This window comes from Streptomyces sp. NBC_00358 (assembly GCF_036099295.1).
GTDB lineage: Bacteria > Actinomycetota > Actinomycetes > Streptomycetales > Streptomycetaceae > Streptomyces.
In genome coordinates, this window is record NZ_CP107976.1 from 7501231 (window position 1) to 7520228 (window position 18998).

Sequence of the window (18998 nt, forward strand, 5' to 3'; positions counted from 1 at the left end):
GCAGAACCGGAGGACGCGCAACGTGGCGCAGTCCACAGCGGGCGCTCGCGGATCACGCTGTCGCGAGGGCGGGATGACCGGGACAATGCCAGTTAATGGCTTTGTCGTCTTTGTTGGCCGGTCGTTCGTGCCGCTGGGCACGCACGCTCGTTCTTCACTGTGGGGCGGTCGGTGCGCCGTTCCGGGCGAGCTGGACTTGGAAGCACTAACCGATGGGCGAGGGGTACGCATGACCGACACCGGCCAGGTCCCGGGCGAGGGATTGCCGGAGAGCGTAGGCATGGTGGAGCAGCCGGGCGTCACCACGCCGGGCGCGTACACCTTCGTCGACTCCTCCGAGAACCCCGTCGAGGACGACGACCTGCTCCTGATGCCGGGCGCGCCGGGTGCCCAGGGCGCCTGGGGCAACGAGGTGCCGCCGCCGACCCCCATGCCCTTCACCGACGAGCCCGGCCCGCACGAGACGGACGGGCGGGACACCGGCGCGATCGACCTCGCCGCCGTCCGCGCCCCGAGCCCGGCGCCCGCCCCGCAGCCCGTGACGCCGCGCCGCCCGCTGCACCTCGGCCCGCCCACGCCCGACGGTTCGTCCAGCCCGGTGCGCTCCCTGGCCGACCGCGGACCCGCGGGTTCCCGCGTCGGCACCATGACGACTCCGGTCACTCCCCTGCGCCACGCGGGCCCGGCGACCGTCGGTCCTGAGTACCTGGACGTGCCCCCGCTCGGCGAGGCCCTGCCGCAGGGTGCGGTGCCGTGGGGGACTCCGCCGGTCGGCGGCGAGACCACCGCGGCGGAAACGGCCGTCACGGAGGCGGGACAGCAGCCCGGGTCCCCGGTGAGCGTGGAGGCCGAACCGGTTCCCGGGGCGCCGCAGGCCGTGGAGGCCGAGCAGCCGTCCGGGTTCGTACCGGTCCCCTTCGTCCAGGACCCGGCCCCGGTCCCGGCGTCGGCGCCGGACGCCGCACAGGTGTCGCTGCCGGCGGCGGACGTGATGCCGTCGGCCGACGTGATGTCGCTCGACCTCCAGGACCAGGTGGACGTACAGGTTCCCGAGGCCGCGCCCGCGCCGGACGGTCAGCCTGCCCCGGAGGCTCCCGAGGCCGCGCAGTTCGCGGACGCCCCGTACCTCCAAGGCGAGCCCGACGCCGCCGGACAGGCCGGTGGTGAGGCGGAGGCCTTCGCGCCCGAGGCCGCACCGGTGCCGGTCGCCGAGGACGCCGCCGATGTCCTGCCCGCTCAGCACCTCGACCCGGCCGATGACCTCGCCGAGCCGCAGGCCCCGCAGCAGCTCGCCGGCGAGGAGGCGTACGGAGCAGGCCTCGCCGAGCCCGGAGCCCAGGACGCCGCGTTCCCCGAACCCGCCGCCCACCTGCCGGAACACGCTGTCCGATTCGTGGACGAGGCATCCCTGCCCGGGACCGAGCAGTCCCTCGGTGCCGGGGTCCCGCTCGCCTTCGAGGACCAGGAGTCCGCGCTGTCGGCGCTCTCCGCGCGCTCGGCGGAGGCCTCGCAGGGCGGCCAGGGCATCGTCCTCGACGACTTCCAGGACCGGCGGTTCACGGACCGGGCCGCGTTCGCCGAGAACGGCGCGGCCCTCTCCGAGGAAGCCGCCCCCGCCTACGAAAGCGCCGCCTTCGCCGGGCCCGGCACCGCCGACACCCCGCACGGCGTACCGGTGGGCGTGGCCGCGCACGCCGAGGCCCCGCACGCCGAGGCCACGGACCACTCCCACGGTGATCAGTACCACCCGGCCCACGGCGACCAGCACCACGCGAGTGGCCCGGACCCGGCGGGCGTCCCCGGATTCCCCGGCGCGCCCCTCGTACCCCAGGCCGACCAGAGCCTCGGCCGGTTCGTGCCCGTGGACGGCACGGTGCCGACGACTCCGCACCTGGCCCCGACCCCGCCGCACGGCATGACCGTGCTGCCGCTGCCCGCCGAGGAGGAGCAGCCGCCGGCCCAGGAGCACACCGCAGCCGCGGCCGCCGTGGCGCCCGCCCCGGTCGACGAGACCGTGGCACAGGCGGAGCCGATCGTCCCGGCACCCGTGCCCGCCCCCCGGGAGGCGGAGGCCGCGCCCGAGGCCGTGCCCGTACCGGAACCGCTCGTCGCGGAGCCGGAACCCGTAGTCGCACAGCAAGCGGAGGACCTGCGCACCCAGGTCGCCGACCAGGAAGAGAGCACGGCCGTGGCGGAAGACGTACGAGAGTCCACCGGCCCGGCGGCTCCCGGCTACAGCGACGCCGAGCGCGAGGCCGTCCTGCGCGTGATCCGCGAGCGCCGTGACATCCGCAACGGCTTCCGCAGCGACCCGATCCCGCACGACGTGCTGCTGCGCGTCCTGGAGGCCGCGCACACCGCGCCCTCCGTCGGCCACTCCCAGCCCTGGGACTTCGTCGTCATCCGCTCCGCCGACACCCGGCGCAGCATGCACGAACTCGCCCAGCGCCAGCGCGAGGCCTACGCCAAGTCGCTTCCCAAGGGCCGCGCCAAGCAGTTCAAGGAACTGAAGATCGAGGCCATCCTCGACACCCCGGTCAACATCGTCGTCACCGCCGACCCGACCCGGGGCGGCCGGCACACCCTCGGCCGCCACACCCAGCCGCAGATGGCCCCGTACTCCTCCGCCCTCGCGGTCGAGAACCTGTGGCTCGCGGCCCGCGCCGAGGGCCTCGGCGTCGGCTGGGTCAGCTTCTTCGACGAGCGGGAGATGGTCCGCGCGCTGGGCCTGCCCGAGCACCTCGACGTGGTCGCCTACCTCTGCGTCGGATACGTCGACGAGTTCCCCGACGAGCCCGAGCTGATGCAGGCCGGCTGGTCCAAGCGCCGCCCCCTGTCGTGGGTCGTGCACGAGGAGACGTACGGCCGCCGCGCGCTGCCCGGTGAGGAGCCGCACGACCTGCTCGCCGAGACGGTCTCCAACATCCGCCCGCTGGACGCCAAGGCGCTCGGCGAGGCGTGGGAGCGCCAGAAGCGGATGACCAAGCCCGCGGGCGCCCTCGGCATGCTGGAGATCATCTCCGCGCAGTTGTCGGGCCTGTCCCGGATGTGCCCGCCGCCGATCCCGGAGCCGGCCGCCGTCGCGATCTTCGCGGGCGATCACGGCGTGCACGCGCAGGGCGTCACCCCGTGGCCGCAGGAGGTCACCGGGCAGATGGTCGCCAACTTCCTGGGCGGCGGCGCGGTCTGCAACGCCTTCGCCAACCAGGTCGGCGCCGAGGTCTGCGTCGTCGACGTGGGTGTCGCCTCCGACCTGCCGGCCACGCCGGGTCTGCTGCCGCGCAAGGTCCGCGCGGGCACCGCCGACATGACCACGGGCCCCGCCATGACCCGCGAAGAGGCCGTCGCTGCGCTGGAGGTGGGCATCGAGACGGCCCGCGACCTGGTGGCCGCGGGCAACAAGGCGCTGCTGACCGGTGAGATGGGCATCGCCAACACGACCGCGTCGGCGGCCCTCATCTCGGTCTTCACCGGCGCCGACCCCGCCGAGGTGACGGGCCGCGGCACCGGCATCAACGACGAGACCCTGGCCCGCAAGACCGAGGTCGTCCGCCGCGCCATCGACTTCCACCAGCCCGACCCGGCCGACCCGATCGGCGTCCTCGCGGCGATCGGCGGCCTGGAACACGCCGCCATGGTCGGCCTCCTCCTCGGTGGCGCGTCCCTGCGTACGCCGGTGATCCTGGACGGCGTCAGCGCGGGCGCCGCGGCCCTGGTGGCCCGCGCCATCGCCCCCGAGGTCCTGGCCGCCTGCATCGCGGGCCACCGCAGCGCGGAACCCGGTCACGTGGCCGCCCTGAACAAGCTGGGCCTGCGCCCCCTGATCGACCTCGACCTGCGCCTCGGCGAGGGCACCGGCGCCCTCCTGGCGCTGCCCATCGTCCAGAGCGCGGCGCGGGCGATGCACGAGGTCGCGACGTTCGACTCGGCCGGGGTGACCGAGAAGTAGGCCCGACGGCACCGGCGGGTGGGCAGGCGTCCGGAGCTGCCCGCCCCGCCCGGCCGTAGGCTGGACCCCTGTCCGGGCCCCTGCCGAAGAAACCCCACGTCAGGGCCGCTCCAGAGTCGCAGCGCGCCCCCACCGCACAGCCCGCCCGTACGAGGAGCCGCACCTCCATGGCCGAACACCCCGCCTACCCCGTAGGTCTCCGCCTCGCCGGCCGTCGCGTCGTCGTCCTCGGCGGTGGCCAGGTGGCCCAGCGCCGGCTTCCCGCGCTCATCGCGGCGGGCGCGGACATCCACCTCGTGTCACCCGGGGCGACCCCGTCCGTCGAGGCGATGGCGGACGCGGGCGAGATCACCTGGACGAGGCGCCCGTACGAGGAGGGCGACCTCGCCGACGCGTGGTACGCGCTCATCGCCACCAGCGACCCGACGGCCAGCGCCGAGGCCTCGGCCGAGGCGGAGCACCGGCGCGTCTGGTGCGTCCGCTCGGACGACGCCGACGCGGCGACCGCGTGGACCCCGGCCACCGGCCACAGCGAGGGCGTGACCGTCGCCGTCCTCACCACGAACGCCAAGGGCCGCGACCCCCGCCACACCGCCGCCATCCGCGACGCCGTGGTCGAGGGACTGCGCGACGGCACGCTCGTCGCGCCGCACCACCGCACCCGTACCCCCGGCGTCGCCCTGGTCGGCGGAGGTCCCGGCGACCCCGACCTGATCACGGTCCGCGGCCGCCGGCTGCTCGCCGAGGCCGACGTGGTCATCGCCGACCGCCTCGGCCCCCGCGACCTGCTCGCCGAACTCCCGCCGCACGTCGAGGTGATCGACGCGGCGAAGATCCCGTACGGCCGGTTCATGGCCCAGGAGGCCATCAACAACGCGCTCATCGAACACGCGAAGCAGGGCAAGTCCGTCGTCCGGCTGAAGGGCGGCGACCCGTTCGTCTTCGGCCGGGGCATGGAGGAGGCCCAGGCGCTCGCCGAGGCGGGCATCGCCTGCACGATCGTCCCCGGCATCTCCAGCTCGATCTCGGTGCCGGGCGCGGCGGGCATCCCGGTCACCCACCGGGGTGTCGCCCACGAGTTCACCGTGGTCAGCGGCCATGTGGCCCCCGACGACGAGCGCTCCCTCGTCGACTGGCCCGCCCTCGCCAAGCTGCGCGGCACCCTCGTCGTCCTCATGGGCGTCGACAAGATCGGCAGGATCGCCGACACCCTCGTGGCGCACGGCAGGCCGGCCGACACCCCCGTCGCCCTCGTCCAGGAGGGCACGACCGCGGCACAGCGCCGGGTCGACGCCACCCTGGCCACCGTGGCCGAGGCCGTTCGCGCCGAGGACGTACGGCCGCCCGCGGTCATCGTCATCGGCGAGGTCGTGAACGTGGGCCCCGGACTTCCCGAGTAACCACGGGTAACCCAACCCGTTCCCAGCCGTTGGCACCGCACCCAGGACAAGGCAGTATCACCCTGTGGCCGATCTCATCACCGTCGAGAACCCCGACGACCCGCGTCTGCGTGACTACACGGGCCTGACCGACGTGGAACTGCGCCGCAAGCGCGAACCCGCCGAGGGCCTGTTCATCGCCGAGGGCGAGAAGGTCATCAGACGGGCCAAGGACGCCGGGTACGAGATGCGTTCGATGCTGCTGTCCGCCAAGTGGGTCGACGTCATGCGCGATGTCATCGACGAGCTCCCGGCACCCGTCTACGCGGTCAGCCCGGAGCTCGCCGAGCAGGTCACCGGCTATCACGTGCACCGCGGAGCGCTGGCCTCCATGCAGCGCAAGCCGCTGCCGACGGCGGACGAACTGCTGCGGTCGGCCCGTCGGGTCGTCGTCATGGAGTCCGTCAACGACCACACCAACATCGGCGCCATCTTCCGCTCCGCCGCCGCCCTCGGCATGGACGCGGTGCTGCTCTCCCCGGACTGCGCCGACCCCCTCTACCGCCGCTCGGTGAAGGTCTCGATGGGCGCGGTCTTCTCGGTCCCGTACGCCCGGCTCGACACCTGGCCCAAGGGCCTGGAATCGGTGCGCGACGCCGGGTTCAACCTGCTCGCCCTCACCCCGGACGAGAAGGCCAGGTCCCTCGACGAGGCCGCTCCGCACCGGATGGACCGGGTCGCGCTCATGCTCGGCGCGGAGGGCGACGGTCTGTCCACCCGGGCCCTGATGGCGGCCGACGAATGGGTCCGCATCCCGATGGCCCACGGCGTCGACTCCCTGAACGTGGGCGCGGCGGCCGCGGTCGCCTTCTACGCGGTGGCGACGGGCCGCCCGGAGAGCTGACGACCGGTCGCCGCCCCGGAACGACCGACATGCGGGGCGCGGCGCTCCCCCCGGACTGCCGGCGGTGCCGCCGTTCGTGAGAGGCGTGCCGGGGCCTGGCGGGCGCCGGTGTCCTGGCCCTCGGGGCCTGGCTAGCCGCCGTACCGCTCGGCCGTCGGGCCGCCCGCGGGCAGCGCCTCGTGCGACGACCGCCCCTGGTGCACGTCCTTGCGCGGGTCCCCGTCATGCAGCCCTCGGGACGGCCCCTGGCACCCCTGGGCCGCCGCGATGCCGAGCGCGACCAGCAGCGTCACCACCACGAACACGAAGAGCCGCTGGCGCAGGAGCCGCGGATTGGCGGGCCGCCTGCCGGTTCCGGTCGTCCGCGGACCCGGCCGCCCGGCGCCGCTGCGGGGCGCAGGCCTGTTCCCGGTGCGACCGGTGTTGCGGACGGGCGCCGGCCGCGATCCCGACCGCGAGCCGCCGTTCGTCCCGCCGACGCGCGGCGGGGGAGTGCTCCCCGGGCGCCGCTGGGTGCGCTGCTCGGCGTACTGCTCGGCCAGGCGCCCCGTCGGCCGGTCCGGGTCCGTGCGCGGCGCGGGCGGCCTGGCGTCCGCCATGCCCTGGGCCTCGCGGGCCGCGATCTCCTTGAGCCGCAAGGACAGTTGGAGGGTGCTGGGCCGCTCCTCGGGGTCCTTCGCCAGACAGGCCCGCACGAGCGGCGCGAGCGCGTCCGGGACCCCGTGCAGATGCGGTTCCTCGTGCACCACCCGGTAGAGCATCACTTCGGAACTGCCCTGCCCGAAGGGCGAGTCCTGGGTCGCCGCGTACGCGAGCGTGGCCCCGAGCGCGAACACGTCGGTGGCCGGGGTGACGGCGGCGCCGCGCACCTGCTCCGGCGCCAGGAAGCCGGGGGACCCGACCGCCGTGCCGACGTGCGTGAGCGTGCTCGCCCCGGTCGCCCACGCGATACCGAAGTCGATGATCCGCGGCCCCTTCGGGGACAGCAGGATGTTGGACGGCTTGAGGTCACGGTGGACCACCCCGGCCTCGTGCACCGCGACCAGACCCTCGGAGAGGGCGGCACCGACGGCGGCCACGTCGGCGGCCGACAGCGGCCCCTCCTCGGCGACCTTGTCGTGCAGGGAGGGGCCGGGCACGTACTGCGTGGCGAACCACGGCCGGTCCGCCTCCAGGTCGGCGGCGACGAGCCGGGCGGTGCAGCCGCCCCTGATCCGCCGGGCGGCCGAGACCTCGCGCGCGAACCGCGAGCGGAACTCCTGATCCTCCGCCAGATCCGGCCGGATCACCTTCAGCGCGACCCGCTGGCCACGCCGGTCGGAGCCCAGGTAGACCACACCCATGCCGCCCGCGCCGAGCCGTCGGTGAAGCCTGAACGAGCCGACGACACGCGGGTCCTCGCGCCTCAGGCGCATCATCGCCATGTCCATCCCCGCTGCCCGGTCCGTTTGACGAGCCCCAGCTTACGTTTCCGCGGCCGGGTGCGCGCAGAGGCCGCGCCCTCTCGTCCCGATCGATTGTCAGTGCCGGGTGGGAAACTTGAAGGGTGGTCAGAGAGCGTGCGAACAGCGCCTCTTTGGGCCGCCTGTGATCCCAACCATCCATCGCAGAAGGGGGATTGAGCCCGTGAAGGGTGACCGCGTGGAGATAGTCGTGGACGCAGGGGACACGACGCGTACGTACGAGGTGGTGGCGAGCAGGGCGGGTCGCCGAGTGGAGACGGCGGTGCGCCGAGGTGTGGTGGAAGTGAGCGAAGTCACGCGAAACGGGTCAGTTGTACGGACCGCCCGCTTCATGGCGACTCGGGTACTGGCGCTCGTCGAGCAGCCGGTCCCCCGGCAGGACAGCTCGGAACAGTAGGCGCACATCGGACGCGCCCTCGGGGAAGACCCTGAGACCCGGGTCCGCGTCTCCACCCACGGTAGTACTCCGCAGGTCATAGCTCATCCTCCGGGAGGCCCGGCAATCGGTACGAGGGCATGACGACCCGACGGGGCCGGGCGCCTAGATTTGAGGTCAAGCGGCGGGTGCAGCACTCGTCCCCCGAGGTCAGACACCCGCCGCTGCCAGGTACAGAAGAAACTCGGTCAGGAGAGGGACCATGGCCCACACGGCACCGCGGACAGAGCTCCGCTCGCAGGGACGCAAGGCATACAGCGCCGCGTTCGGCACCCGCCAGGGTCGGCGCCACCCTTTGGTGGCGACAGCGATGGTCCTTCCTCTGGCGGCCCTGCTCGTAGTCGTCTTCGGCGGCTGGGACGCGGTGGTCACACAGGCGTCGTCCGTGGGCGTGATGCTGGGGCGCTGAGCGGCGCCCCAGGCCCGGAAGAGCGGTCCGGGCGGGGACATCCGGCCATGAAACCCCGTGGGGACGGGGGTGCGGCGGACGGCACAAGATGCCCGCGCAGCTGGGGAGCTGCGCGGGCATCTTTTTGTCGGTGCGCGGTGCGCGGTGCGCGGTGCGCGGTGCGCGGTGCGCGGTGCGGCCGTGCGGCCGTGCGGCCATGCGGCCATGCGGCGATGCGGAGGCATCGCGGTGCCCGGTGTGCCGGGGGCCCGGACCCACCTGCGTACCCTCTCCGGCAGACGTCGTACAGGCCCGTCGGACAGCACCAGGGGAGATCCGTGACCGCAGACAGCCTGCTGCCCGCACTCGCCGCCGCGGCGCGCCGCGCGGCTCACCCGGCGGCGGCTGTGCCCGGCCCCCGTGGTGCCTGCTCCCGCGGTGCCTGCCTCTGCGGTGCCGAGGACGCGCTGCTCGCGGACCGGGACGACGGCACGGTGGTCCGCCATGGCGCCGTCGTCGCGAAGGCGCACGCCCCGGACACGGACCCCGCCGCGCTCACCCGCCGGCTCTCGGTGGCCGCGGCCCTCCCGGGTGTCCTGCTGCCGCCGCTGAACCCCGCCCCCGCCGAACTCCTCGGCCGCCGGGTGACCCTCTGGCCGTACGGCGTTCCCGTCGACCCCGATGCCCCAGACGCGGCTCCCTGGGAGGAGGCCGCGACCCTGCTGGCCCGTCTGCACCGGCAGCCTGTCCCGGACGGGCTGCCGCCGATGCGGGGGCCCGCCAAGGCGGCCCGCGCGCTGGCCCGGCTGCGCGCGGCCGGATCGCACCCGGCCGCCGCCCCGGTCCTGCGCGCCTGGGCGGCCCTGCCCGCCTGGGCGCGGGACGAGGCCCCGATGCCGCACGCGACCACCCTGTGCCACGGCGACCTGCACCTCGGCCAGCTCCTGCGCCACCCCGCGCCGGACGGCCCCTGGCTCCTCATCGACGTCGACGACCTGGGCGCCGGCGACCCGACCTGGGACCTGGCCCGTCCCGCCGCCTGGTACGCCTGCGGACTGCTGCCGCCCGACACGTGGCTCCGCTTCCTGGCCGCCTACCGGGCAGCGGGCGGTCCGGCCGTGCCCGTAACCGGCGATCCGTGGCCCGCGCTGGATGTCGCGGCACGTGCCCTCACCGTGCAGACCGCCGCCCTCGCCGTGGCCAAGTCCGCTGCCGCGCGAAGGCCGTTGGACGAGGTCCAGCAGGCGGTGGTCGACGCCTGTGACCGAATGAGTCCCGCCCCGCCCGAGTTGACCCGAGGTTTCGCGACGTAGGGTGCAACCGACCGAAGCCGGACAGTGTCTGTCCTGGCGGAAGCAGTACCGAACGGCGAGGAGTTGAGCCGAGCATGCAGTGTCCGAAATGTCATGCGCCGATGCACACGTACAACCGCAATGGCGTCCAGATCGAGCAGTGCAGCGGCTGCCGCGGGATATTTCTCGACTACGGCGAGCTGGAGGCACTGACCCGCGTGGAGTCGCAGTGGTCCCAGCCCGCGCCGCCGCCCCCGGGCGTCCCGCAGGCGTACCCGTCCGCCCCGGCCCCCGCCTGGGGTGCCCCGCAGCACGGCGGGCACGGCGGCCACGGTGGTCACTACGGCGGCCACGGCGGCCACGGTGGCCACCACGGGCACAAGAGCTTCGGCCACATGCTCTTCTCGTCCTGAACGACCGAGGGGCCTCCTCCCGAGCGGAGGGGGCCCCTCGTCGTGCTCCGGATGCTCGGGGTGCTCGGGATTCTCCGAGTACGACGAAGCCCCCGACCGTACGAAACGGCCGGGGGCTTTGCTGGTGCGCGATACTGGGATTGAACCAGTGACCTCTTCCGTGTCAGGGAAGCGCTCTCCCGCTGAGCTAATCGCGCAGGTCACGCGGCCGGAGCCACGCTTGCTGCTGGTACTGCGTGCGCGATACTGGGATTGAACCAGTGACCTCTTCCGTGTCAGGGAAGCGCTCTCCCGCTGAGCTAATCGCGCGGGGATCCTTGCGGATCGAGTCCTTGCGGACCAGTGGACGATACTGGGATTGAACCAGTGACCTCTTCCGTGTCAGGGAAGCGCTCTCCCGCTGAGCTAATCGTCCTTGGAGGTGGAGACGGGATTTGAACCCGTGTAGACGGCTTTGCAGGCCGTTGCCTCGCCTCTCGGCCACTCCACCAGGAGTGCGGGTTCGGGAAGATCCCCCACTTCCTGCGAGCGGACGACCAGGTTCGAACTGGCGACCTCAACCTTGGCAAGGTTGCGCTCTACCAACTGAGCTACGTCCGCTTGTCGTTTCCGTGGCGCTTGCGCGTCCCGGCGACGAGTTGAACTCTAGCGGATTCCCGGGCCAGCACAAAAACGCGTTTGCGCAGCGTGCTGCGGTCTGTCCGCCCGAGGACATGGTCAGGGCACCCGCGGGACACCCGCCCTAGACTCGTCTGCGTGCTCGACCTCCCTCCCCTCGCCCGCTTCGGTGGCCTCGTCGCGACCGGTCTCCTTGATGTCACCAGCGATCCCGCGGCCCTGGACTCGACCGGCTTCTGGGCCGTCTCGGCCGACTTCGAAGGGCGCCTGACCTGCGCCCGCTTCCAGGACGTACGAGAGGAACCGGTGCCCCCTCCGGTACCCGGCCGGTGGCACGGACCGGCGGCCGGTGACTGGAAGTCCTCCCTCGACCGCGCCGCGTACACCGCCGGTGTGCGGCGCATCCGCGAACACATCGCCGCCGGCGAGGTCTACCAGGCGAACCTCTGCCGGGTGCTCTCCGCGCCCGTCCCTCCCGACGCGGACGTCGACGCGCTGACCGCGCTGCTGGCCCGCGGCAACCCGGCGCCGTACGCGGGAACGATTCGGCTGCCGGATCACGGAGTGGAGATAGCCACCGCCTCCCCGGAGCTCTTCGTGCGCCGCGCGGGCCGTTCCGTCGAGTCGGGTCCGATCAAGGGCACCGGACGTACCGAGGCGGACCTCCTGGAGAAGGACTACGCCGAGAACGTGATGATCGTGGACCTCGTCCGCAACGACGTCGGCCAGGTCTGCGCCACCGGCACCGTGACCGTGCCCGACCTGTGCGTCGTCGAGAAGCACCCGGGGCTCGTGCACCTCGTCTCCACCGTGGGCGGTGAGCTGCGCGAGGGCGTCGGCTGGCCCGGACTCCTCGCCGCCGCCTTCCCGCCCGGCTCCGTCACCGGCGCCCCGAAGTCCAGCGCGCTGCGGATCATCGACGCCCTGGAGACCGCGCCCCGAGGCCCGTACTGCGGAGGCATCGGCTGGGTCGACGCCGACCGCGGCACCGGCGAGCTGGCCGTGGGCATCCGTACGTTCTGGATCGACCGCGCCGACGGCGTCCTGCGCTTCGGTACGGGGGCGGGCATCACCTGGGGGTCGGATCCCGAGGGGGAGTGGCGGGAGACCGAGCTGAAGGCGTCCCGGCTGCTCGCGGTAGCGTCGGGAGAGTACGACGCGGGTGACGGGACTCCCACGGATTGACCACGGCTTGACCACGGATCGACCAGGGACCCACCCGGTTCCGCGGACGACGCCGGGAACCCCGGCCGGAACGCCACGCCGGACGACACGTCCGGCACATCCACGCATGCGAGGTAGGGACCAGTGAAGCTTTGGCTCGACGGCGGGCTGCAGGACATCGAGGCCGCCCGCGTCTCCGTCTTCGACCACGGACTGACCGTCGGTGACGGCATCTTCGAGACCCTGAAGGCGGTCGACGGCCGGCCCTTCGCGCTGACCCGCCACCTCGACCGGCTGGCCCGCTCGGCGCGCGGTCTCGGTCTGCCCGAGCCCGACGCGGACGAGGTGCGCCGCGCCTGCGCCGCCGTCCTCGACGCGAACCCGATGCCGCTCGGCCGGCTCCGCATCACCTACACCGGCGGCCACGGCCCGCTCGGCTCCGACCGCGGCGAGCACGGTCCGACGCTGGTCGTCGCGCTCGGCACCTCCGCCCCGCGCCCCGACTCCACGGCCGTCGTCACCGTCCCCTGGACCCGCAACGAGCGCGGCGCCCTGACCGGCCTCAAGACCACCTCGTACGCCGAGAACGTCGTCGCCCTGGCCCGCGCGCGTGAACACGGCGCGTCCGAGGCGCTGTTCGCCAACACGGTGGGCCAACTCTGCGAGGGCACCGGGTCCAACGTCTTCGTCGTCCTCGACGGCGAGATCCACACCCCGCCGGTCGCCTCCGGCTGCCTCGCCGGCATCACCCGCGCCCTCACCGTCGAGTGGACCGGCGCCAAGGAGACCGACCTGCCGATGGACGTCCTGGAGCACGCCGACGAGATCTTCCTGACCTCCACGCTGCGCGACGTGCAGGCCGTGCACCGGGTCGACTCGCGTGAACTGCCGGGCGTACCGGGCCCGGTGACCGCCAAGGCCATGCGCGTCTTCGACGAGCGGGCCGGGGACGACCTCGATCCCTGACCGGGCGTCGGGGCCACCGGCCCCTGATCGCACGGTAATTCGGCTGACCGCACACCTTTCAGCGGGTACAACTCCCCTGATGACCACCACCCTGCGGCCGACCGAGCCGCTTCAGAGCGCCACCGACGGGACGCGTTCACGCCGCTACCAGGTGTGCGTGAACAGCCGTCCCGTCGGCCGGGTACACCTCGCGACGGACCCCGCCCCGGGAGCCAGGGGACCGTCGGTCGCCAGGATCCACGAGCTCCGCATCGAGGAGCCGGACCGCGGTCGCGGCCGGGGCACCGTGGCCGCTCTGGCGGCCGAGGAGGTGGCGCGCGGCTGGGGCTGCCGGCAGATCGAGGTGACCGTTCCCGGCGCGGCCGCCGCGGCCCTGGCCCTCACCCGGGCGCTCGGTTACGTGCTGCGCAACCGCCTGATGGAGAAGGTGCTGGACGGCCCCGTGCCCGTCCTGCCCCCGGGCAGCACCGACCGGCCCATGACCCCGGACGAGTACGGGATCTGGGACCGCGCGGGCAGACAGCAGTACGCCGAGGACTGGATCCGGCGCGGTGTACCGGAGGCCGACGCGCTCGCCAAGGCGAGCCGTGACTTCGGCGGCGCGCTGCCGCAGGGCCCGGCCACCTCGGACATGTGGCTGAGCGTCCTGGAGCACGAGGGCGTCCCCGTCGGCGATCTCTGGCTGGGGCGCCGGGGCGGGCGGGCCTTCGTCTACGACGTCGGGGTCCGCGCCGACCGGCGCGGGCGAGGCCACGGCCGGACGCTGATGCGGCTCGCCGAGGCACGGGCGACGGCCGCCGGACTCGATCGCATCGCTCTCAACGTCTTCGCGGGGAACACCCCGGCCGAGCGGCTCTACGCCTCTCTCGGCTACGACACGACGGACTACTGCCTGTACAAGACGCTGCTCTAGCGGGGCTCCGGCTCCACGGGACCCCGACGGCGGGGCTGCCGCACGGCCGGCCGCCGGTGTCAGGCCTGTTCGGCGAGCAGCCGGTCGGCGATCTCCTCGATCCGCTCGCGCAGTCCCTCCTGGCTCTTGCCGCCGTCCAGCAGCTCACCGCCGATGACGTACGTCGGGGTGCCGGTGACACCGATCGCCTTGCCCTCGGCCTGGTCGGCGTCGACGATCAGGATGTGCCGGCCGTCGATCAGGGCCGTGTCGAACTCCTCGGCGTCCAGGCCGAGTTCCCGCGCGACCTCGATCAGGAGGGCCTCGCCCTCGCGGTCCAGCTCCTCGACGCGACCGAGCACGGCCTCGATGTACGGCCAGGCGCTGCCCTGCTCGGTGGCCTCCTCGGCGGCCTGCGCCGCGGCGAAGGCGTGCTTGTGCTTCTCCAGGGGGAAGTGCCGCAGCCGCAGCTCCAGGCGGTCGCCGTAGCGGGCGCGCAGCGCGCGCAGGTCGGCGAGGGCGCCGCGGCAGTCGGCGCACTGGAGTTCGCACCAGACGTCCAGGACGACGGGGGCCGGGCGTGCGGTGGAGGGGGCGGAGGAGTCGTTCATGGGACCCAGTCTCCCAGTCCGGTGAGGGGGCGGCCCAACCGGGACCTGGGGAGGACGGTGACCCCGAGATGTCCCTGAGGTCTGCCCGGACCGTGGCATACCGGGCATGTGACGGTGCAGGATGGAGGGGACGAGGAAGCATGTCCCACCGAGCCCTGCCTGGAGGACCGGAATGATCGCAGAGACCGTCTGCTCCGCCGTCTCCGTCGCGGGCCTCGGCATCGCCGCGGTGACGGCCTACCGCAAGCGTTTCCTGTCGGCCGCGAGGATCGCCGCCTACTCGCTGGTTCCGATCGGCCTGGTCATGACCGGTGTGGTCGGCTGGCTGGCCGACACCGCGTTCAGTCCGACCGCGTGGGCCGGCTTCGTGGTGCTCGGCGGCGCCTGGGTGCTGTTCATGATCACCCGCGCGGTGGAGCGGCGTGGCGGCGGGACGCGCAAGGAGCGCAAGGCCGCCAAGGCCGCCGCCCAGCGGGAGGCGACCGCTCCCGCCGCTTCGGCCCCGACACTCGGCCAGGGCGCCGGCCTCGCCACCCGGCCGACCGCGACACCGCGGGCGAAGGGCTCCGGCGACGAATTCAGCGACATCGAGGCGATCCTGAAGAAGCACGGCATATGACCGGCTGAGGCGACACAAGATCGCACGCGTGTCGCAGGGAGCGCGCGGAACCGTTCATGTTCGAGCGCGCCCGTCACATGATCCAGCGAACTCCCGTATATTCCGGGCGTGTTGATCGCGGAGGCGGTGCTCTCTGCGTCATCATCGCCCGCGAGATGCTGGACACAACAACGAGCGACACCGCTGTTCCGTCCGAGGAACGGCGTGGTTGTCTCTTCGCGCTCTCCCAGCCGCCGCTGATGATCTTCCTTGCGGTGATCGGCTGTCTGCTGCTCATGGCTTCGCTGCACGACCTGCTGCTGCTCTGAGCTGTACACGGAGCCCCTGGCGTCACCCGCCGAGGGCTCCGTCAGTCCGGCCCCTCCGGAGCGTCGGCCGGTATCCCGGCACGGGGCCCGCACGGACGGACGTCCTGCCCGGACCGGATCAGCCCGCGGCTTCCTTGCGGCGCGCCCGGTAGGCGGCGACGTGAAGCCGGTTCCCGCAGGTGCGGCTGTCGCAGTAGCGGCGGGAGCGATTGCGGGACAGATCGACGAAGGCCCGTCGGCAGTCCGGAGCCTCGCAGCGGCGCAGCCGTTCCTGCTCCCCGGCGACGACGAAGAAGGCCAGCGCCATCCCGCAGTCCGCCGCGAGGTGGTCGGCGACCGAGGCGCCGGGCGCGAAGTAGTGGACATGCCAGTCGTAACCGTCGTGGTCCGTCAGACGAGGCGTGGTGCCGGCGGCGGCGACCAGTTCGTTGATCAGCGAGGCGGCGTCACGCGGATCATCGGCGGCGAAGATCCCCGCGAACCGGCCGCGAATGTCCTGCACGGCCGCGAGGTCACGCTCCGACAGCACCCCCACATCACTGATCTCGTGCTTTCGCACGAAATCGGCCAGGGACGGTACATCGGCGAGCCCGTCCGCCGTCCCGTCCTCCGGCGCGGTGTTCACCAGATCCACCACGGCGTCGAGCGCGCACCGGGTGTCGTGGGTGATCAGCACGTTTCGCTCCCTGGCCTGGGGGTCGGGCGAGGGCGCCCGCCCGATGCTGGCCGATCGTAGTGGCTTCCCGGCGCGGCGGGGACGGCCGCGGGGTCGCGAGAGCGGGGAGCCCATGTCAGGGGGCGGCCTGCGGGAGCGAGAGCCCGAGTTCCCCGGGCGGCCCGGAGAACGCGGGTCCCTGGCAGGGTGACCGCGGGCCGGTGGGCGGAGATGCCCGGACGGGCGGGCCCGGCGGGTGGGCGCCGGCAGGCGGAAGGGGTCCGGCGGGCCGGGTGGGGACTCCAGGCCGAGGGCGTCGGGCGAGGGGAGGCGTGAGGGGCCCGCCGCGCAGACCGGTGGACGCGCGTCGGCGCCGCCGCCGCGGGACTGCCCGCGGCGCCGGCGCCGATGCCTCCTTATGCGGTTGTCTAGGCCCGAGCCGTCTCCCCGAGTGGACGGCGCCGGGCGGCTCTGTGGTGACGCGTCAGCTCTCGGCCAGGATGTGTGAGAGCTCCGTGTCGAGATCGAAGTGCCGGTGTTCCGTGCCGGGCGGCACGGCTGCGTCCGTTCGCTTCAGGAATGACTCCAGGGCCCTCGCAGGGGCTTCGAGCAGGGCTTCGCCCTCCGGAGAGCTCAGGGCGATGCATACGACGCCCTGGCCGTGGCTTCGGGACGGCCAGACTCGGACGTCGCCGGTACCGGTGGGCCGGTGCAGGCCCTCGGCGAGGAGGTCGCGGGCGAACACCCACTCGACGGTTTCCTCGGCTCCGGTGTGGAAGGTGGCGTGCACGGCGTAGGGATCGGCCGTGTCATACCGCAGTCCTGCGGGTACAGGCAGTGAGGACTCGCTCGACACAACGAGGCGCAGGTGCAGCTCGCAGCTGACCGTGGTGTTCATAAGCGCCAGGGCCTTTCGCTCAGTGTGCGCTCGGGGATTCGCACGTCGGCGAAATCGACATGCCACCTACGGTGCCGTTGTAAACCCCTCTGAGTGTTTTGCGTGTCTTTATGTAACTCATCCGGCCGAGGGCGCGATCTCCGGATAGGGCCATTCCGGTGACTGGTTTCTCTCGGGTAGGGTTTGGTCGTATGAATACGGGGAGTGACGAGCCGGGCGAGGTCGCCATGGTGGACGACGGGGCGAAGAATGAGCGAGCGCTCGGTTCGCGGGCGCCCGAATTCATCAAGGCGCGCCGCGCGCTGCACATGAGCTGGCAGGTGGGCGTTTTCGTCGTGGGGCTCGCGGTGGTCGTCGCGGGCGTGATCATGCTTCCGCTGCCGGGTCCCGGCTGGCTGGTGATCTTCGGCGGCATGGCGATCTGGGCGACCGAGTTCGTCTGGGCCCAGCTGGTGCTCCGCTGGACGAAGCGCAAGGTCACGGAGGTCACGCAGCGGGCGCTCGACCCGAAGGTCCGCCGCCGCAACATCGTCATCACCACGGTCGGCCTCGTGATCGTCGCGGTCCTCGTCGGTGTCTACCTCTGGAAGTTCGGCCTCGCGATGCCCTGGAACGTCAAGCAGTGACGTGGCCGGCCAGGGCCTCCTTCGAGCCGTCCCGGCTGGTCGAAGCCACCCCCTGACATGGGGTAATGTTCTCCCTGCGCCCGGGCGATTAGCTCAGCGGGAGAGCGCTTCGTTCACACCGAAGAGGTCACTGGTTCGAACCCAGTATCGCCCACACATACGACAGAAGGCCCCGAACCACGACACCGTGGACCGGGGCCTTCTCGTTTGTCGCGGGGCTGGACGGGACCGGCCGAAGGACCAGGTCCGGGCCACGTCGCACCGGCCCCGGGACCGGTCGACCGGGATCGCCGGGGATACACGCGACGGGGCATCGCGGGCCCCCCATCCGGATCCGCATCCGCAATCGCACTCCCGCATCACTCCCACTCGCAGTCGCACGTGCACGCGCAGAGTCCCTGGCTGGTCAGGATGGAACGCGTCGCCCGGGAGCGGAGCGCACCGGCATGTTCCCGGCCGCCTGGCCTTCTGCATGAGGTCCGACGGGGGCGTGGGTTCGGCCGTTGTGCCGCATCCGTGGCCGTAGTGGTAGTTGCTGTTGCTGGCGTCGAGTTTGTGGGACCGGAAACCGGATCGCGCGAGCTGGCGAGGGCAGGGGCAGGGACAGCAGCATGGACATTGGACATGGACATAGGTATGGGCATGGGCGGGCCCAGGGAGCGCGGGGTAGGCGCCCGGGCGCGCCGGGCCTGACGCTGTCGCTCCGTAGCCGTTGATGCCCACCGGATGAGCCGATCCGATCTGCCGCGCGCTGAGCCCGGCCGGCCGCGCCGACTCGCACCGGTCCGCGTCGGCTTGGCCGCCGTGGACGGGCCGAGCCCGTCGGCGCCGTGCGGACTCGGGTCGATCCGGGCCGCAGGCTCGACCCGACGTGGCCGACTCGACGGGCTCGGCCGACGCTGCCGGATCACCACAGGTCAGTGCCGGTCGTCACAGGTCAACGCGGGTCAAGGCAGGCCGGGTCGGCCCGGCCCGGGGTGGTTCGACCTGTGTCTTCAGGGTCCGCTGGGCAGGCTCGGCGCGAGGCGGAACTGGATCGGTCAGGGCTGCTCAAGTCGGAGCGGAGAGAGCCGGGTCGGAGCGGTCGGGTTGGGGTCGGGTCGGCTCTGACAGCCCCGGATAGCTGTTCAACGCTGGACCTGTCGGGCCGGTCACCTGTCCCCGAGTCGGCGCCGTCGGCTGGGCCCAACCCGGGCCAATCGCGGTCCCAGCCTGGGCCCGACGTGGGTTCAACCGGCCCAACGTGGGTCCAACTCGGACCGATGCAGGTTCAACCCGGGCCCACGGGTCCAGCCCGGGGTGCTGCAGGTCCGACCCGCGCCGGACGGTCCAATCGGGGACCACCGTGGGGCCAGCCAGGGTCGCTGTAGTTCCAACCTGGGCCCACGGGTCCAGCCCTTGCCCACTGCAGGTCCGA

17 protein-coding genes and 6 tRNA genes are annotated in these 18998 nt (G+C 72.9%); 14 read left to right on the forward strand and 9 right to left on the reverse strand.

Annotation, left to right across the window (positions count from 1 at the left end; genetic code table 11):
- The first annotated feature begins 229 nt into the window (after positions 1-229).
- The 3 genes from cobT (at position 230) to OHT01_RS32080 (ending at position 6232) form a co-directional block, all read left to right on the forward strand.
- Positions 230-3949 (forward strand): nicotinate-nucleotide--dimethylbenzimidazole phosphoribosyltransferase, encoded by a 3720-nt coding sequence (cobT, locus tag OHT01_RS32070; protein ID WP_328556591.1) that lies wholly within the window; start codon positions 230-232, stop codon positions 3947-3949.
- Between the two features lie 167 nt (positions 3950-4116).
- Positions 4117-5349: a uroporphyrinogen-III C-methyltransferase gene (gene cobA, locus OHT01_RS32075; RefSeq protein ID WP_328556592.1), complete on the forward strand. Its 1233-nt coding sequence runs from the start codon at positions 4117-4119 to the stop codon at positions 5347-5349.
- Between the two features lie 64 nt (positions 5350-5413).
- Positions 5414-6232 carry a TrmH family RNA methyltransferase gene (locus OHT01_RS32080; protein ID WP_261702820.1) on the forward strand — a complete coding sequence of 273 codons (819 nt, stop codon included), beginning with the start codon at positions 5414-5416 and terminating at the stop codon, positions 6230-6232.
- Between the two features lie 131 nt (positions 6233-6363).
- Here the strand turns inward: OHT01_RS32080 and OHT01_RS32085 are convergent, their stop codons facing one another.
- Complete coding sequence (locus tag OHT01_RS32085) at positions 6364-7662, reverse strand: serine/threonine-protein kinase (protein WP_328556593.1); 1299 nt, start codon at positions 7660-7662, stop codon at positions 6364-6366.
- A gap of 196 nt (positions 7663-7858) precedes the next feature.
- Between OHT01_RS32085 and OHT01_RS32090 the strand changes: the two genes are divergently transcribed.
- The 4 genes from OHT01_RS32090 (at position 7859) to OHT01_RS32105 (ending at position 10224) form a co-directional block, all read left to right on the forward strand.
- Entirely contained in the window at positions 7859-8092 is a 234-nt protein-coding gene (locus OHT01_RS32090) for a hypothetical protein (protein WP_328556594.1), read from the forward strand.
- 241 nt (positions 8093-8333) lie between these two features.
- The gene (locus tag OHT01_RS32095) at positions 8334-8540 is read left to right on the forward strand and encodes a hypothetical protein (protein ID WP_328556595.1); all 207 of its coding nucleotides are present in this window, start codon (positions 8334-8336) and stop codon (positions 8538-8540) included.
- 317 nt (positions 8541-8857) lie between these two features.
- Positions 8858-9832 (forward strand): phosphotransferase family protein, encoded by a 975-nt coding sequence (locus tag OHT01_RS32100; RefSeq protein ID WP_328556596.1) that lies wholly within the window; start codon positions 8858-8860, stop codon positions 9830-9832.
- Positions 9833-9906: 74 nt separating this feature from the next.
- Positions 9907-10224 (forward strand): TFIIB-type zinc ribbon-containing protein, encoded by a 318-nt coding sequence (locus tag OHT01_RS32105; RefSeq protein ID WP_328556597.1) that lies wholly within the window; start codon positions 9907-9909, stop codon positions 10222-10224.
- A 122-nt stretch (positions 10225-10346) separates the two neighbouring features.
- Here the strand turns inward: OHT01_RS32105 and OHT01_RS32110 are convergent.
- The 5 genes from OHT01_RS32110 to OHT01_RS32130 all read right to left on the reverse strand — a co-directional run bounded on the left by OHT01_RS32110 (position 10347) and on the right by OHT01_RS32130 (position 10824).
- Positions 10347-10421: transfer RNA gene (locus OHT01_RS32110), tRNA-Val, on the reverse strand.
- A gap of 40 nt (positions 10422-10461) precedes the next feature.
- Positions 10462-10533: transfer RNA gene (locus OHT01_RS32115), tRNA-Val, on the reverse strand.
- A 34-nt stretch (positions 10534-10567) separates the two neighbouring features.
- Positions 10568-10639 (reverse strand) — tRNA-Val (locus OHT01_RS32120).
- Between the two features lies 1 nt (position 10640).
- Positions 10641-10714, reverse strand: a tRNA-Cys gene (locus OHT01_RS32125).
- A gap of 37 nt (positions 10715-10751) precedes the next feature.
- Positions 10752-10824: transfer RNA gene (locus tag OHT01_RS32130), tRNA-Gly, on the reverse strand.
- A 156-nt stretch (positions 10825-10980) separates the two neighbouring features.
- On the opposite strand from OHT01_RS32130, the gene OHT01_RS32135 reads away from it, so the two are divergent.
- The 3 genes from OHT01_RS32135 (at position 10981) to OHT01_RS32145 (ending at position 13885) form a co-directional block, all read left to right on the forward strand.
- Positions 10981-12027 carry a chorismate-binding protein gene (locus OHT01_RS32135; protein WP_328556598.1) on the forward strand — a complete coding sequence of 349 codons (1047 nt, stop codon included), beginning with the start codon at positions 10981-10983 and terminating at the stop codon, positions 12025-12027.
- A 123-nt stretch (positions 12028-12150) separates the two neighbouring features.
- Positions 12151-12972 (forward strand): aminotransferase class IV, encoded by an 822-nt coding sequence (locus tag OHT01_RS32140; RefSeq protein ID WP_328556599.1) that lies wholly within the window; start codon positions 12151-12153, stop codon positions 12970-12972.
- Between the two features lie 79 nt (positions 12973-13051).
- A complete protein-coding gene (locus tag OHT01_RS32145; RefSeq protein ID WP_328556600.1) occupies positions 13052-13885 on the forward strand; it encodes a GNAT family N-acetyltransferase in 834 nt (277 codons plus the stop codon).
- Between the two features lie 59 nt (positions 13886-13944).
- Here OHT01_RS32145 and OHT01_RS32150 read toward each other — a convergent pair whose 3' ends face one another.
- Positions 13945-14475, reverse strand: a complete 531-nt coding sequence (locus OHT01_RS32150) for a DsbA family protein (RefSeq protein WP_328556601.1) — start codon at positions 14473-14475, stop codon at positions 13945-13947.
- A gap of 172 nt (positions 14476-14647) precedes the next feature.
- On the opposite strand from OHT01_RS32150, the gene OHT01_RS32155 reads away from it, so the two are divergent.
- Both OHT01_RS32155 and OHT01_RS32160 read left to right on the forward strand, forming a co-directional pair.
- The gene (locus OHT01_RS32155; protein WP_328556602.1) at positions 14648-15094 is read left to right on the forward strand and encodes a hypothetical protein; all 447 of its coding nucleotides are present in this window, start codon (positions 14648-14650) and stop codon (positions 15092-15094) included.
- 155 nt (positions 15095-15249) lie between these two features.
- A complete protein-coding gene (locus OHT01_RS32160) occupies positions 15250-15402 on the forward strand; it encodes a hypothetical protein (RefSeq protein ID WP_328556603.1) in 153 nt (50 codons plus the stop codon).
- 118 nt (positions 15403-15520) lie between these two features.
- On the opposite strand, the gene OHT01_RS32165 is transcribed toward OHT01_RS32160, so the two are convergent.
- Together OHT01_RS32165 and OHT01_RS32170 are read right to left on the reverse strand one after the other, a co-directional pair.
- Positions 15521-16078 carry a CGNR zinc finger domain-containing protein gene (locus OHT01_RS32165; protein ID WP_328556604.1) on the reverse strand — a complete coding sequence of 186 codons (558 nt, stop codon included), beginning with the start codon at positions 16076-16078 and terminating at the stop codon, positions 15521-15523.
- Positions 16079-16541: 463 nt separating this feature from the next.
- Positions 16542-16955 (reverse strand): SsgA family sporulation/cell division regulator, encoded by a 414-nt coding sequence (locus OHT01_RS32170; protein WP_003959770.1) that lies wholly within the window; start codon positions 16953-16955, stop codon positions 16542-16544.
- Between the two features lie 191 nt (positions 16956-17146).
- Here OHT01_RS32170 and OHT01_RS32175 point away from each other — a divergent pair, with 191 nt between their 5' ends.
- Entirely contained in the window at positions 17147-17581 is a 435-nt protein-coding gene (locus OHT01_RS32175) for a TIGR02611 family protein (protein WP_328556605.1), read from the forward strand.
- An 82-nt stretch (positions 17582-17663) separates the two neighbouring features.
- Positions 17664-17735: transfer RNA gene (locus tag OHT01_RS32180), tRNA-Val, on the forward strand.
- The last annotated feature ends 1263 nt before the right edge of the window (positions 17736-18998 follow it).

Excerpts from the sequence above, each read along its gene's own strand:
- cobT (WP_328556591.1), top strand. The coding sequence starts at position 230 with ATGACCGACACCGGCCAGGTCCCGGGCGAGGGATTGCCGGAGAGCGTA.
- cobA (WP_328556592.1), top strand. The coding sequence starts at position 4,117 with ATGGCCGAACACCCCGCCTACCCCGTAGGTCTCCGCCTCGCCGGCCGT.
- OHT01_RS32085 (WP_328556593.1), bottom strand. The coding sequence starts at position 7,662 with ATGGACATGGCGATGATGCGCCTGAGGCGCGAGGACCCGCGTGTCGTC.
- OHT01_RS32095 (WP_328556595.1), top strand. The coding sequence starts at position 8,334 with ATGGCCCACACGGCACCGCGGACAGAGCTCCGCTCGCAGGGACGCAAG.
- OHT01_RS32105 (WP_328556597.1), top strand. The coding sequence starts at position 9,907 with ATGCAGTGTCCGAAATGTCATGCGCCGATGCACACGTACAACCGCAAT.
- OHT01_RS32145 (WP_328556600.1), top strand. The coding sequence starts at position 13,052 with ATGACCACCACCCTGCGGCCGACCGAGCCGCTTCAGAGCGCCACCGAC.
- OHT01_RS32150 (WP_328556601.1), bottom strand. The coding sequence starts at position 14,475 with ATGAACGACTCCTCCGCCCCCTCCACCGCACGCCCGGCCCCCGTCGTC.
- OHT01_RS32155 (WP_328556602.1), top strand. The coding sequence starts at position 14,648 with ATGATCGCAGAGACCGTCTGCTCCGCCGTCTCCGTCGCGGGCCTCGGC.
- OHT01_RS32160 (WP_328556603.1), top strand. The coding sequence starts at position 15,250 with ATGCTGGACACAACAACGAGCGACACCGCTGTTCCGTCCGAGGAACGG.
- OHT01_RS32170 (WP_003959770.1), bottom strand. The coding sequence starts at position 16,955 with ATGAACACCACGGTCAGCTGCGAGCTGCACCTGCGCCTCGTTGTGTCG.
- OHT01_RS32175 (WP_328556605.1), top strand. The coding sequence starts at position 17,147 with ATGAATACGGGGAGTGACGAGCCGGGCGAGGTCGCCATGGTGGACGAC.